Annotated in this window: 11 protein-coding genes, 1 rRNA gene and 1 riboswitch; of the genes, 7 read left to right on the plus strand and 5 right to left on the minus strand. The window is 38.0% G+C overall.

What is annotated here, in order from left to right; genetic code table 11:
• Positions 1-13 precede the first annotated feature (13 nt).
• Complete coding sequence (locus NSQ18_RS08040; protein WP_016839504.1) at positions 14-868, minus strand: carbon-nitrogen hydrolase family protein; 855 nt, start codon at positions 866-868, stop codon at positions 14-16.
• A gap of 122 nt (positions 869-990) precedes the next feature.
• Here NSQ18_RS08040 and NSQ18_RS08045 point away from each other — a divergent pair, with 122 nt between their 5' ends.
• Entirely contained in the window at positions 991-1,668 is a 678-nt protein-coding gene (locus NSQ18_RS08045; RefSeq protein ID WP_339289623.1) for an SOS response-associated peptidase, read from the plus strand.
• A gap of 44 nt (positions 1,669-1,712) precedes the next feature.
• Here the strand turns inward: NSQ18_RS08045 and cobT are convergent, their stop codons facing one another.
• Positions 1,713-2,783, minus strand: coding sequence for a nicotinate-nucleotide--dimethylbenzimidazole phosphoribosyltransferase (cobT, locus tag NSQ18_RS08050; protein WP_168412785.1), 1,071 nt, complete (start codon positions 2,781-2,783; stop codon positions 1,713-1,715).
• Positions 2,784-2,870: 87 nt separating this feature from the next.
• Positions 2,871-3,046, minus strand: a riboswitch (cobalamin riboswitch).
• Between the two features lie 197 nt (positions 3,047-3,243).
• On the opposite strand from cobT, the gene NSQ18_RS08055 reads away from it, so the two are divergent.
• The 4 genes from NSQ18_RS08055 (at position 3,244) to NSQ18_RS08070 (ending at position 8,948) form a co-directional block, all read left to right on the plus strand.
• Positions 3,244-4,983, plus strand: a complete 1,740-nt coding sequence (locus NSQ18_RS08055) for an ABC transporter ATP-binding protein (protein WP_339287646.1) — start codon at positions 3,244-3,246, stop codon at positions 4,981-4,983.
• Positions 4,976-6,781 (plus strand): ABC transporter ATP-binding protein, encoded by a 1,806-nt coding sequence (locus NSQ18_RS08060; RefSeq protein WP_339287647.1) that lies wholly within the window; start codon positions 4,976-4,978, stop codon positions 6,779-6,781. The genes NSQ18_RS08055 and NSQ18_RS08060 overlap by 8 nt, the downstream gene beginning before the upstream one ends.
• A gap of 322 nt (positions 6,782-7,103) precedes the next feature.
• Positions 7,104-7,817, plus strand: a complete 714-nt coding sequence (cwlD, locus tag NSQ18_RS08065) for an N-acetylmuramoyl-L-alanine amidase CwlD (RefSeq protein ID WP_016839509.1) — start codon at positions 7,104-7,106, stop codon at positions 7,815-7,817.
• Between the two features lie 78 nt (positions 7,818-7,895).
• Entirely contained in the window at positions 7,896-8,948 is a 1,053-nt protein-coding gene (locus tag NSQ18_RS08070; RefSeq protein WP_339287649.1) for a P-loop NTPase, read from the plus strand.
• 101 nt (positions 8,949-9,049) lie between these two features.
• On the opposite strand, the gene gerD is transcribed toward NSQ18_RS08070, so the two are convergent.
• Together gerD and NSQ18_RS08080 are read right to left on the minus strand one after the other, a co-directional pair.
• Positions 9,050-9,643: a spore germination lipoprotein GerD gene (gerD, locus tag NSQ18_RS08075; RefSeq protein WP_339287651.1), complete on the minus strand. Its 594-nt coding sequence runs from the start codon at positions 9,641-9,643 to the stop codon at positions 9,050-9,052.
• 242 nt (positions 9,644-9,885) lie between these two features.
• Positions 9,886-11,010 carry an IS4 family transposase gene (locus tag NSQ18_RS08080; protein WP_339287653.1) on the minus strand — a complete coding sequence of 375 codons (1,125 nt, stop codon included), beginning with the start codon at positions 11,008-11,010 and terminating at the stop codon, positions 9,886-9,888.
• A 227-nt stretch (positions 11,011-11,237) separates the two neighbouring features.
• Between NSQ18_RS08080 and NSQ18_RS08085 the strand changes: the two genes are divergently transcribed.
• Complete coding sequence (locus NSQ18_RS08085) at positions 11,238-11,912, plus strand: KinB-signaling pathway activation protein (RefSeq protein WP_016839512.1); 675 nt, start codon at positions 11,238-11,240, stop codon at positions 11,910-11,912.
• 101 nt (positions 11,913-12,013) lie between these two features.
• Here NSQ18_RS08085 and NSQ18_RS08090 read toward each other — a convergent pair whose 3' ends face one another.
• Entirely contained in the window at positions 12,014-12,664 is a 651-nt protein-coding gene (locus NSQ18_RS08090) for a hypothetical protein (RefSeq protein WP_339287655.1), read from the minus strand.
• A gap of 244 nt (positions 12,665-12,908) precedes the next feature.
• On the opposite strand from NSQ18_RS08090, the gene NSQ18_RS08095 reads away from it, so the two are divergent.
• Positions 12,909-14,461, plus strand: a 16S ribosomal RNA gene (locus NSQ18_RS08095).
• Positions 14,462-14,493 lie beyond the last annotated feature (32 nt).

Below are 14,493 nucleotides of genomic sequence, written 5' to 3' on the forward strand. Positions count from 1 at the left end.
GGATTCACCTCCACTACCAATCCGTATATAAATCGGTTCTACGATCTTTCCATGTTGTTACTGAACCATGGTTCCTTACTTCATAGAGAAGGTTTAAATCTAAATCAGCGGTAATAATCATATCTTGATTGACTTCTCCTTCTGCTAAAACCCCTTTTGGAGGGAAAGGAATATCATTAGGAGTGATAATAGCTGCTTGACTAAAGTTCGATCTCATAAAGTCAACAGTCGGAAGTGAACCTACTGTTCCAGATAGAACGACATATACTTGATTTTCTATTGCCCGAGCATGACTTGTATATCGAACACGATAATACCCGTGTTGGTTATCGGTACAGGAAGGACAAAAAATGATATCGGCTCCTCGCGCTTTCGCTATACGTACAATTTCAGGAAATTCAATATCGTAACAAGTTAAAATCGCAATCTTTCCATATTTGGTGTCAAAAATTTTTAATTCTTCTCCTTTTGCCATATTCCAAGCGCTGATTTCAACTGGCGTGATATGCAGCTTTTCTTGTCGCATAATGCGGCCTTCAGGGTCAAAGAAAAATGCGGTATTTCGTAGTTGATTGTTAACTTCTACTACATGTGTTCCGCCGATAATATGGATATTGTATTTTTTAGCTAATTTAAGAAATAAATCTTCATATTGTTCTGTATAACTAGGTAAATCATGGATTGTTTGATTTGAACCATTTTGTTTTTTGAAAGAAAGCAATTGAGTTGTTAAAAATTCTGGAAACACGATAAAATCCGAATCAAATTCCAAAGCGGTTTTAATGTAGTGTTCACATTGCATTGCAAAATCTTCGAATGATTGAATCGTGTGTAAATGATATTGAACTGCAGATACTCTTAATTTCATATGCTTCGCTCCTTTATTGCAATAATTGAAAGTCCGGATATTGCTTTCCATACTGTATTTTTTATGATGAAATGAAGTAGAAAATACTTATAATGGAAACTTTAATTTTTTGGGGGATGGCTATGTGCGGTCGATTTACGTTGTTTTGCTCGTATCATCAGTTGATTGAAGAATTTGATGTAGCAGAGGCTTTTTCCGAGGAGTTATATAAGGAAAGTTATAATATTGCTCCAAGTCAACAAATTGTAGCAATCATTAATGATGGAGATAAAAATCGTATGGGGTTCTTAAAATGGGGATTCCTTCCTTCGTGGGCAAAAGATGAAAAGATAGCATCGAAAATGATCAATGCTCGTTCTGAAACTGTCGACGAGAAACCAAGTTTTAAAAAATCATTTTATGAACGGAGATGTATTATCCCGATGGACTCCTTTTACGAATGGAAAAGGGAAGGAAATTTGAAAGTCCCAATGCGAATAAAGAGGAAAGATGACGCAGTATTTGCAGTTGCGGGATTATGGAATACTTGGCGGAGTCAAGAGGGAGAAAAGATTCATACGTGTACGATCTTAACAACGAAGGCAAATGAATTAATGGCCCCACTCCATGACCGAATGCCGGTCATTTTAAATAAGGAACAGCAAAAAGAATGGTTAGACCCTCATTTAAAGGGGCGAGAGAAATTAAAATCGCTGCTTAAACCTTGCCCTTCAGAGTGGTTAACTGCCTATCCAGTATCTAATCTAGTAAATTCTCCGAAAAACAATTCGAAGGAATTAATTGAAAGAGTTTCTTTATGATAATAAAGAGGCTATCTAGATAGTCTTCTAGATAGCCTTATCTTTTAAATTGTTTGACTCCCCATGATTTTTAGCATATATTGATGGGATTCTTCTAAAGTAGTCATGGTGTTCATCATAGAACATGCGGCATCAAGAATAGGAAAAGCAAGGGCTGCTCCTGAACCTTCACCTAATCGCATATTCATATTCAACATAGGCTCTAACCCTAATACCTCGTTTACAATTTTTGCTCCAGGCTCTTCTGAAAGATGGGATGGAATAATGTAATCCTTCACTTTCGGTTCTAATTTATAAGCAATAAGTGCAGAAACTGTGGAAATAAAACCGTCCACTACTACAGGAACACGATTTGCTGCAGCACCTAGGACTACGCCTGCCATTCCCCCTAATTCCAAACCGCCAACTTTCGCTAACACATCAATTGGGTCATCTGGATTTGGCTTATTTATGTCAAGAGCTCTTCGAATGACGTCAATTTTATGTTGAAGACTATCTACCCCAGCCCCCATACCTGTTACAATAGCCGGGTCACAACCACAGAATGCTGACAGGACAGCACTACTTGGAGTGGTATTACAAATTCCCATTTCTCCAGTTGCTAAAACATTGACACCTTGTTTCACTTGTTCATTGGCAATTTCAATACCTACTTCAATCGCTTGAATCGCTTCTTGACGTGACATTGCTGGTCCCTTAGCCATATTATCCGTTCCGTATTTCACTTTTTTGACGATGACTCCAGAATCTTTTGGTAAATCTTCTTTAATGCCAATATCTACTGGAACGACTTTTGCACCTGCTGCTTTTGCAATAGCACATACTCCTGTAAAACCTTTAGCAAAGCCAATTGCCTGCATTACCGTTACAAATTGGGGGTTATTTGAAACATTTTCTTCATATACACCGTGATCCGCAGCTAATGAAATAACCGCTTTATTGGATACATCAAGCTCTAGTTTCTCAGTTATTCCAGCAAGTTGTATCGCGATTTGTTCTAATTTTCCTAAACTGCCAGGTGGTTTACAAAGAGCATCTACTCTTTCTCTTGCTTTTCCCATCACTTCTTTATTAAGTTGTTTAATGTTTTGTAATGTCGATTGCAATAGTTCCAATTGAATCTCCTCCATCGATTATTGAAATAAGAAAAGTCTGCAGTTTATTGGCATGCCAAATAAACTACAGACTTTACCATCGTACTGTATGTTTTCAAGTAATTAGGCAGGTCTCCTGGCTTAGGTTCATCGCAAATATAGGCCTTCCCAGTTTCCCAGTGGCATTTTCTATATTGCTCCCCGATACAGTGGTGGGTCCGCTAAAGATTCTCACTTTATTCCCTATTCTCCCTAAAAAGGGCACCTAATTACATAGATATACTTTTTAAAATAATCTAAAATGAAATGAAACTTTAGTCAAGTTTTTTGAAAACTTCCATTGCCTAAAAGATTATTTTAGTGGTGAAATATTAAGGAATCTATTCAGTTATAGTTGGAAATGTAAGGGTATCAACTTGACGGTTAGTATACAATTGTATACAAAAATTAAACGATGGTAATAAAGAAAAGGAGTAACAAAATGCGTGCAGCGTTAAAGCTTTCAAAATATTTAAAGCCCTATAAGCATTTTGCGATTTTAGCGCCGATACTTATGGTGTTGGAAGTAGGGATGGATTTAATTCAGCCAACAATTATGCAGAAAATAATCGATAAAGGAATTGCAACGAATGATACACAGTATATCATTATGATGTTTGCTGCGATGATTTTGTGTGCAATGATAGGTTGGCTTGGGGGTGCAGGTTGTACATATTTCAGTTCGAAAGCGGCGGTAAACTTTGCATCTGATGTTCGAGCGGATTTATATGAAACTATTACATATTTTGCGAATAGCAATAAGGACAAGTTCACTTTAGGAAAATTGATTACCAACTTAACAAATGATATCGAAATGTTGCAAAGGGCCTTAAACATGTTATTAAAAATATTCGTTCGCGGGCCTTTTATGTTTGTTGGGGCGGTCATTGTCGTATTTTTTACGGCAAGAGATTTATTTCCAGTACTATTTTTTGTGGTGCCTGTATTAATCATCAGTTTATATATTATTATTCAATTATCGATTAAGCTGTTTCGAAAGGTGCAGGAATCAATCGATCAAGTGAATACACGTGTGCAGGAGAACTTGGCGGGGATTCGCGTCATTAAAGCATTTAACCGTATGCGATATCAAATGAAGCAATTTGCAACTGTCAATCATCAATTAACGAAACGTAATATGACGGCAGATCAAGTGGTAGCTGCCTTAATGCCGATTACCCAATTTGTTGTCAACATCGGAATTGTACTTGCACTTATGCTTGGTGTCGTGAAAGTTGATGCAGGAGCTATTGAAATTGGGGTAATTGTTGCATTCATCAACTATTTGATGATGATTTTGAACGGCCTTATGAGTTCCAGCAACGTACTGATTCAAATTGCGCGGGCTATACCAAGTGCAGAACGTGTCGTTGTCGTATTGGAAGAGCAGTCTGATATTACGAATATTGAAAACCCAGTGAAAAAAGAAATTCAAGGAAATGTGAAATTTGACAAGGTTAGTTTTTCTTATAACAAACACGTTGAACCGGTGTTGAAAGAGATTTCCTTTGAAGCGAAAGCCGGCAGTACAGTAGGGATTATCGGTATGACAGGCAGTGGAAAATCAACATTAATCAAATTGCTCGGTCGACTCATGGATGTCGATGAAGGAACTATTTACATTGATAACATTCCCATACAGCAATATGACATTGACATGTTAAGAAATGCTATGGCTTTTGCCCCACAAAAGGCAACATTGTTTTCAACAACGATTGAAGAAAACTTAAAGTATGGAAAAATTGACGCAACTAAAGAAGACATTCAAGAAGCGCTCTTTGCATCAAACGCCTTTGAGTTTGTGGAAAAATTGGATCATAAAGAACAACATGAATTAACGCAGGGAGCTACGAACTTATCCGGTGGGCAAAAGCAACGTTTGGCAATGAGTCGTGCAATTATAAGAAAACCAAAAATTTTAATATTAGATGATACAACATCAGCGGTAGATAGCATCACTGAAAAGATAATCCAGCGAAACATGAAAGAAGCTCTTAAAGACAGTACGAAATTTATCGTATCATCAAAAATTTCTTCTATTAAACACGCAGATTTGATTCTTGTGCTAGGAGACGGTCGAATTGTTGCCCAAGGAACCCACGAAGAATTACTGAAAATGAGCGAGCATTATAAAGAGATTGTAGCAACTCAAGTTGAAAGGGGAGGTGCGATTGATGAATAGGCTACAAGAATCCCTTACTGGTAGAGGTAGTGGTCGAAGCCGTGGTCCAGCAGCAAAGGCTAAAAATCAAAAGGCTACAATTAAAAGAATTTGGAGTTATTTAAAGAAACAAAGACTCAGCATTAATTTTGTTATTATTCTTGTGCTGATTACATCGGTGTTAAATATTTTAGGGCCTTTGATGATTGGTGTTATTATAGATAACTATATTCTTCCCCTCGACATTGAAGGAACTATTCGGATGGGAATGTTGCTTGCAGCAATTTTTATCGCATCATCCTTATTAACTTGGTTGCAAACTTTTGTCATGATTCGAGCATCTTTAAAAACAATTCAAAATTTGAGAATCGAACTGTTTGAGAAAATGCAATCATTGCCGATTTCGTTTTTCGATCAAAAACAGCAAGGCGATTTGATGAGCCGCATGACGAACGATATCGACAATTTGAATTTCGCTCTTTCCCAAAGCGTCATTCAAATCGTATCGTCTGTATTATCTCTTGTAGGTACCGCCATTGCGATGGTGTATTTAAATTGGATATTAGCCATTGTTACCCTTTTGGTCGTTCCGTTAATTGTTTGGGCTACAAAACAGATTGTGAAACGTAGTAGCATGAATTATCGAAATAGACAACGAGATTTAGGAAATTTAAATGGATTTATTGAAGAAACGATTTCTAATTCGGAAGTTGTGACGCTCTTTGGAAAAGAACAACAAACTATTCAACAATTTAAAGAAGCGAATGAGAAGTTGCGCTATTCTGCAATGCAATCAGAAATTGTATCTGGTTTGTTAGGACCAACGAATAACTTTATCAATAACCTCGGATCAGGTTTAATTGTTGGAGTTGGTGCTATTATGGCGACCAATTCTCTCGTTACGGTAGGTGTTATAACGTCATTTTTAACATATGCAAGACAGTTTTTCCGCCCAATTAACCAACTTTCAAACTTATTAAATACTTTTCAATCTGCAATTGCTGGAGCCGAGAGGGTATTTGAAGTACTAGATGAACGAATTGAATTAATGGATTCACCTCATTCTCTGCCTAGACGATCTCTAGAAGGAAATGTTGAATTTCGAAATGTCAGTTTTTATTATGTAAAAGATAAGCCGGTGCTAAAAAACATTTCGTTTCAAGCGAATGCTGGTGAAATTGTTGCTCTTGTTGGCCCAACTGGTTCAGGGAAGACAACCATCGTACAGTTATTAAGCTGTTTTTATGATGTAACTGAAGGAGAAATTTTAATAGATGGTGAAAATATTCAATCTTACTCAATGGAACATTTACGAGATTCAATAGGTGTTGTATTGCAAGATACGTATTTATTCTCAGGAACGGTAAGAGAAAACATCCGATATGGAAAACTAGATGCTACCGATGAGGAAGTAGAAATGGCAGCAAAAATCGCCTATGCCCATTCCTTCATAAAATATTTGCCGGAGCAGTATGATACGTTGCTTGAATCAGGTGGTAAAAACTTAAGTCAAGGGCAAAGACAACTGATTGCGATTGCACGAGCTATTTTAAAAGATCCGGATATTCTAATTTTGGATGAAGCCACTTCAAGTGTTGATACAATGACAGAAGTGCATATTCAAAAAGGATTAAACAATTTAATGCAAGGCCGCACGAGTTTCGTCATTGCCCACCGTTTAAAAACAATCGAAAATGCAGATCGAATCTTAGTCATAAAAGATGGAGAAATAATCGAGCAAGGAAATCATAATTCCTTAATGTCCTTAGATGGATTTTATGCCCAATTGCAAAAACAATATCATCAAGCAGAAATTTAGCAGTAAACTGTCCCACTAATGTTTACAAAGCATAGGGGGCAGTTTTTTTCTATCATCATCAAATTTCGGATACATGAATAAAATATTTGAGTTTAGTAAAGTATACAGTTTGTGTCTTTCAGGAATCATTTTAAATCTATTCGTTTCTTAATAATCATTTGAATTTTAAGATGACTGAAACAAAGATTAGGATGAACAAAGTCTTTTAACAAGCAAGTTGGGTAATAAAAATAATCAACTTTTTATAGAAATTCTTTACGCATACAAGCCTTCCTTTCAGCGTATAGTAGTGCAAAAGGTTGCAAAAGGCGGTGTAGTAGATTTGAAACGATGGATTGCACTAATTGTCATTTTGCTCTGCTGTTTTTTAGTGGTTATGTATGAGACAAGCGCATCGGACAATCGATTTTTCCTTCCTGAACCATTAGGAGGAGTTAAAATCGTCGTTGATGCGGGCCATGGTGGGATTGATGGAGGAGCATCGGCAGAAAATGTTATTGAAAAAGATATTACGTTAGCAATTGCAAAAAAGGTTGAACAAAAATTAAAACGAATGGGTGCGGAAGTTGTGATGACAAGAACTTCAGATGGCGATGTTCTTTCGGAACACGCACCAAGTGAAGAGTTCTCTACATTAAGAGAAAGGAAAAAACAAGATATTTTCTTAAGAGAAAAAATTGTAAAAGAAAATGAGCCCGATATTTTCATTACGATTCATGCAAATGCTATCCCAGAAGAAAAGTGGCGAGGCGCTCAAGTATTTTATCATAAAGAAGGGCACCCAAACAGTGAGCTGCTAGCTAAAGCCATTCAATCTTCAATAAGAGAAAAGTTACAAAATACAGATCGAGAGGCTTTGGCAATCAAACAAATTTATCTACTGAAAAAAACCGAAGTTCCTGCGGTTTTGGTGGAAACTGGATTCTTAAGTAATCCTGAGGAAAGAAGTTTATTGGCAGATGAAAAGTATCAAGACAAAATGGCAGATGCAATTGTTAACGGAATTGAAAATTATGTAAATTTGGAGATTGAATAAGCAATATCGCTATGATTAAACACTTGGTATGTTATACTTATACTATCAATCGGAAGCTAATATAGGGGAGTGTTTATCGTGATTAATGAACAACAAGTTCGCGAAATTGTAGGACAACTTGAAGATCCGTTTTTACATAGACCATTAAAAGATACAAACGGTATTGTCAATGTATCAATAAAAGAAGAAAAAAATCATGTGAGTGTAAAAGTTGCGATTGCTAAAACGAATACCCCAGAACAATTACAATTGCAAATGAAAATTGTTGAAAAATTAAAAGAAGCCGGTGCTTCAACTGTAGGAATTCGATTCGAAGAGTTGCCAACGGAAGTTCTTGAACGTTTCCGTGGAAAAGCAAATGAAGCCGAGTCCCGAGATATTCTATCACCATTATCAACAGTAAAAGTGATTGCCATTGCCTCAGGAAAAGGTGGTGTAGGTAAGTCCACAGTATCAGTAAATTTAGCTGTTTCTTTAGCTCGTTTAGGGAAAAAAGTGGGCTTAATTGATGCGGACATTTATGGGTTCAGTGTCCCAGATATGATGGGAATTGAGGAAATGCCGACCGTAAAAAATGATCGAATTTATCCTGTGGAACGTAAAGGGGTAAAAGTCATATCCATGGGATTTTTCGTGGAGAACAATGCACCGATTATTTGGCGTGGTCCAATGCTTGGTAAAGTATTAGATCAATTCTTCCGTGATGTAGAATGGGGAGATATTGACTATCTATTATTAGATTTACCACCAGGTACTGGAGACGTAGCATTGGATGTTCACCAAGCGTTGCCTACATCCAAAGAAATTATCGTCACAACACCACATCCAACAGCAGCATTTGTTGCAGCACGTGCTGGTGCAATGGCTGTTCAAACTAACCATGAAGTTCTTGGTGTTATTGAAAATATGGCTTGGTATGAGTCGAAAACTGGTGAGCGAGAATATGTTTTTGGTAAAGGCGGAGGACAAAAGCTTGCTGAAGAATTGCGCACAGATTTATTAGGACAAATTCCGCTTGGACAACCTGACTGGGATAACGAGGATTTCGCTCCATCAATCTATGAAGAAAACCATCCAACAGGAAAAATCTATTTAGATATAGCTCAAAAAGTTATTAATAAATTGGAATAGGATAGCAAAAGAGCGAATTGAGAAAACGATATGTTTTCCAATTCGCTCTAAAATTTTGAGTAACGAGTATATAATCGCAATTTGCTTTTCTTATTAAATAATTAACTGCTGCCACCTTGGTCTTGATCTTGCTCATCTTGTCCCCCACTACTACTTTCCTTACCTTTTTCTTTTGAACCGCCAGATTCACCGCTCTTTTTAATTAACTCTTGCCATTTTGTTTGCAGCAACGGATTTTCAATTGTCTCCATTACAACTTTTTCAATTTCTTTCCTTAATTCTGCACTTTTTAAAATGGATTCTAATTCTTTTTTCATTTCAGGTTGTCCAAAAAATGCAATTAAGTCTTCTTGAAAAGAGGCGTCTTTTATTAATTGCTTCATAATTTCAGTTTGCTGTTCTTTCATGCTTTTAGCCATTGATTCCTTAAATTTTGGATCTTCAAAGGTTTTTTTCCAAAATTCTTGGGCCTGCTCTGACAATAATGAATTGTTGATTGATGTTTCCACTTCATCGTGTTCTAAAATAACTAACTCCCTAAAACTAGGGTCTTCCAATAATTGTCTAATTGCTTTTTTTCCATCTTCTGTTTGAATAGCATCGACGACAATTTTCTTTACTTCTTCATAAGACGGTTGGGCGTTCGGTGAATCGGAACAACTCGCGAGCAATATCAATATGAAGAATAGGATCAATAATCGATTAAACAGGGGATTTTTCAACTTTCTCAGTCCTTTCTATATAAAGGCTCTCTTTTTATTTATTCTTTACAATTCTTTTCATAATATGTACCACTACCGTCGCATAAATGATGTCTGAATTTTCAGTTTTATTTTTTCTGGACTTTAGAGAAAAAACGAAAACACCTAAGCGAGGGTAGTAAACATCCATTTTTTTACTATAACCTATGACTTGTGCAACAACGACTGGCAAACCTTTATGGGACGCCGTTTCCTTCGATTTTTCGTAACCAAATGTGAGCGGATTTCCACAAAGAAGCCTTCAAATAGCGACTAATTTGTAAGTAACTGCGTTCGCTATTCGTGTTCAGCTGAGCTAAAACATTCAGACAGTACACTATCATGGCTACGTACACTTGATTATGTACAGCTTGTTCACTGTGACCAAAAAACTTTTTAATGTTCAGATGTTGTTTCATCCATTTGAAAAAAAGTTCGATTGCCCAACGTGATTGGTAGATTTCTGCAATTTCATCTGCGTCAATGTCAAACCGATTTGTCAGTAAATGAAGCTCATTTCCTTTTGTATCATGCAATTTGAGTAAGCGAAACACGTTTTCAGAACGATTTTGTGGTGTTCCAATGACAACCATTTCATCAGAGAATACGGGTGAATCTTCTGGTAACGAAAAGGATTCTAACACTCGGACAACAGCGTTTTTACGCAAACGGGTCACAAAGAAATAGCCATCTTCCGTCATTTGATCAAAGCGCCCATAATCCAAGTAACCACGATCAAACACGTACATGCATTCTTTGTCATCCACGAATACTTCTAGTTGACCACGATCATGTTCGTTGGCATTCGTGAGTACGGCTTTATCTGGATAGGAGAGTCCTTTTTCCATAAAAACAAGTCGTAAGTGAAGCTTTACTCCTGATTTTGTTTTTCGAAACTCTGCCCACTTATGATTGGTCAAATTAAGCGGTAATGTACTCGAATCAATGATTTTCAAAGGCGTTGTCACTTTTCTTCTTGTTTGGAAATTGGTTTTCCGATGAATTTGTGCCACTAAATCGAGAAAAATCGTTTGAAAGAACTCAGTTGGGATGGTATTGATTCGTCTCCCTAACTGTGAAAAACTAATCGATTCCAATCCCGTTGCTCGTTGTAATTCTTCTAAAAAGACAGCGTCACTCAACGCCCGTAAACTCTCGGTTTCATGGAGTTGGGCATACAAAAGCAGTTTCATAAATGAAGCCATATAAAGCTTCTTGGTATAGTGATTTAATTGATGTGTTTTCACTAGGTCGTCAAATAATGGACGATTAATCGGTGAAAACCATTGTTCAAATGATGTTTTTCGTGTAAACTTATCCATGGTTTTGTCCTTTGTATTGGATTTGGATGGTTTACTACCACCCAACCATTATAAAGGATTTTTTTGTGTTTAGATTATATTTCAGAAAATTCGGTTTATTTGAAGGTGTTAAATTATTTTAATGCGACGCTAGTGAATATGTACATGTTTATAACTTCGATAGCTTTTTTAAAAAACCATTGATAAAATAATGAAGAGATTGAAAAAAATAAAGGGAGCATTGTGTCGTGACAATACGAAATTGGATAAAATTTTTCTCGATGTGTATGTTAATTGGCGGTGTTGTCACAGGAGTGGCAGGCATCATCATTCGATGGAATTTTTTTAGTTCATATTTAGCCGCAGGAGAAATAGTAGAGTTTTTTGCCGCTTTTGTATGGATGATTTTTTTAGGTTTTACAATGAGCGTAATTGCCCAAGCAGGCTTCTTTGCATATTTAACAATTCATCAAATTGGAGTCGGTGTATTTAAAACATTAACTTTATGGAATTGGGTACAAGTTCTTTTGATGATCGTGGTTGTCGGAGATTTAATTATTTTCCGTTTTGCTCCGGTTGCCGAGAGCGCTAAAGATTGGCTCTTCTATGGAGGACTATTAATTTTTCTAATCTCTAGTGCTATTGCAACTGCTATAAAAAAAGTTCAATTAACTGGAAAAAAACATATTTTAATTTCATCTATGTTCTTTATGATTGTTATTACTTGTTTAGAGTGGATTATTCCGTTGATGGGGCGTAAGGGCAATATTGATACATATGTAGCCCTATTATTATTCCCTCTAATTGCAGTAAACGCTTATCAATTATTAGCTTTGCCAAAATACAATCAAAAATCCAATGAAGATCGAAAAAAATTAGATGAGCGCAAAAAAACAAGAAAGCAGAAGAATGTTGGTAAATAATAATATTTAGAAAATAATCAAGGGCATCCAACTACACAAGTCGGATGCCTTCAATTTTTATTTAATATTTTTTCTGTTGGATGTAATGTTATTAATTATTTTCATGGCATTTTTGTCGATTTAATGGAGTAACCGAAAATGTTTTCTTCTAATGAAATGAATTTATGTTGCTGAATAAATTTCGAAATATTTTTGAAATTAGGGTTTGATTGTTCATCTAGTTGTAAACTAATGATAGCACCTTTTACATCATGATAGTGGTTACCTTCTTCATAAATGTGAGATGGTGATAATAAATTGATTTCTTCGTGAAAGGCAGCTTGTTTCAACTCTCCAGGAAATTCATAATCCTTCGTCATAAACCATAGAGGCTTCTGATTAAAATATTTTTTATAAATCTCCACTTCTTTATTAAAAGTTTTTATGCTATATTCTTCTTTACCATAACCTCCGAGTAAGCCAGTGGAAATGTTTTTTTTCTGAATTAACTCTACTAGCTTTGGAGAACGTTCAATCCATTTTGCATCCAGCATTAATATAGGATAAGGAGCATGAAGTGATTCCAACCATTCAGGCAATCCTTCGTGAGTAAAAGAAATTTCCACTATTAATGATTGTCCATAATTACCCTTAGATATAACTAGCGGTTCATGGGTCATTCGAAAAACGGAAACAATCGAACTTTTCTGAGGATAAATTAAAAAGGAAATCACTATTACTATAAATAGTGCCAATATCATTTTACGAAACATCAGTTTGTCCCCTTTTTATAGGATTTTGTTTAGTAAAAATGGTTCCTAAAAAAACTTATGAAAAAGTGTTGACTTTCATGAATGAAAGATGTTAATATATAAAAGTCGTCGAAAGACAGCGAAATATGTCAAATGAACCTTGAAAACTGAACAACAAAACGTTAATGCAATAAATTATCTAGTTGTTAACCCTCGTTAACAAACTAGATTCGGACATTCAATTTTTGAGCAAATCAAATTTTCTTTTATGGAGAGTTTGATCCTGGCTCAGGACGAACGCTGGCGGCGTGCCTAATACATGCAAGTCGAGCGAACCAATTGAAAGCCTAGCTTTCATGAGGTTAGCGGCGGACGGGTGAGTAACACGTGGGTAACCTGCCCTATAGACTGGGATAACTCGCGGAAACGCGTGCTAATACCGGATAACACATCAAAGTGCATGCTTTGATGTTGAAAGATGGTTCTGCTATCACTATAGGATGGGCCCGCGGCGCATTAGCTTGTTGGTGGGGTAACGGCCTACCAAGGCGACGATGCGTAGCCGACCTGAGAGGGTGATCGGCCACACTGGGACTGAGACACGGCCCAGACTCCTACGGGAGGCAGCAGTAGGGAATCTTCCACAATGGGCGAAAGCCTGATGGAGCAACGCCGCGTGAGCGAAGAAGGTCTTCGGATCGTAAAGCTCTGTTGTAAGGGAAGAACAAGTGCAGTAGTAACTGGCTGCACCTTGACGGTACCTTACTAGAAAGCCACGGCTAACTACGTGCCAGCAGCCGCGGTAATACGTAGGTGGCAAGCGTTGTCCGGAATTATTGGGCGTAAAGCGCGCGCAGGCGGTCTCTTAAGTCTGATGTGAAAGCCCCCGGCTTAACCGGGGAGGGTCATTGGAAACTGGGAGACTTGAGTGCAGGAGAGGGAAGCGGAATTCCATGTGTAGCGGTGAAATGCGTAGAGATATGGAGGAACACCAGTGGCGAAGGCGGCTTCCTGGCCTGTAACTGACGCTGAGGCGCGAAAGCGTGGGGAGCAAACAGGATTAGATACCCTGGTAGTCCACGCCGTAAACGATGAGTGCTAAGTGTTAGGGGGTTTCCACCCCTTAGTGCTGCAGCTAACGCATTAAGCACTCCGCCTGGGGAGTACGGTCGCAAGACTGAAACTCAAAGGAATTGACGGGGGCCCGCACAAGCGGTGGAGCATGTGGTTTAATTCGAAGCAACGCGAAGAACCTTACCAGGTCTTGACATCCCGCTGACCGCTATGGAGACATAGCCTTCCCTTCGGGGACAGCGGTGACAGGTGGTGCATGGTTGTCGTCAGCTCGTGTCGTGAGATGTTGGGTTAAGTCCCGCAACGAGCGCAACCCTTGTCCTTAGTTGCCATCATTCAGTTGGGCACTCTAAGGAGACTGCCGTACAAATACGGAGGAAGGTGGGGATGACGTCAAATCATCATGCCCCTTATGACCTGGGCTACACACGTGCTACAATGGACGGTACAAACGGTCGCGAAGTCGCGAGACGGAGCCAATCCGAAAAAACCGTTCTCAGTTCGGATTGCAGGCTGCAACTCGCCTGCATGAAGCCGGAATCGCTAGTAATCGCGGATCAGCATGCCGCGGTGAATACGTTCCCGGGCCTTGTACACACCGCCCGTCACACCACGAGAGTCTGTAACACCCGAAGTCGGTGAGGTAACCCTTTCGGGAGCCAGCCGCCGAAGGTGGGACAGATGATTGGGGTGAAGTCGTAACAAGGTAGCCGTATCGGAAGGTGCGGCTGGATCACCTCCTTTCTAAGGATATTTACGGAAGCGTTAGCGTTTTG

The sequence above is a fragment of the Ureibacillus sp. FSL K6-0786 genome (assembly GCF_037965165.1).
In the GTDB taxonomy this organism is placed as follows: Bacteria; Bacillota; Bacilli; order Bacillales_A; family Planococcaceae; genus Ureibacillus; species Ureibacillus thermosphaericus.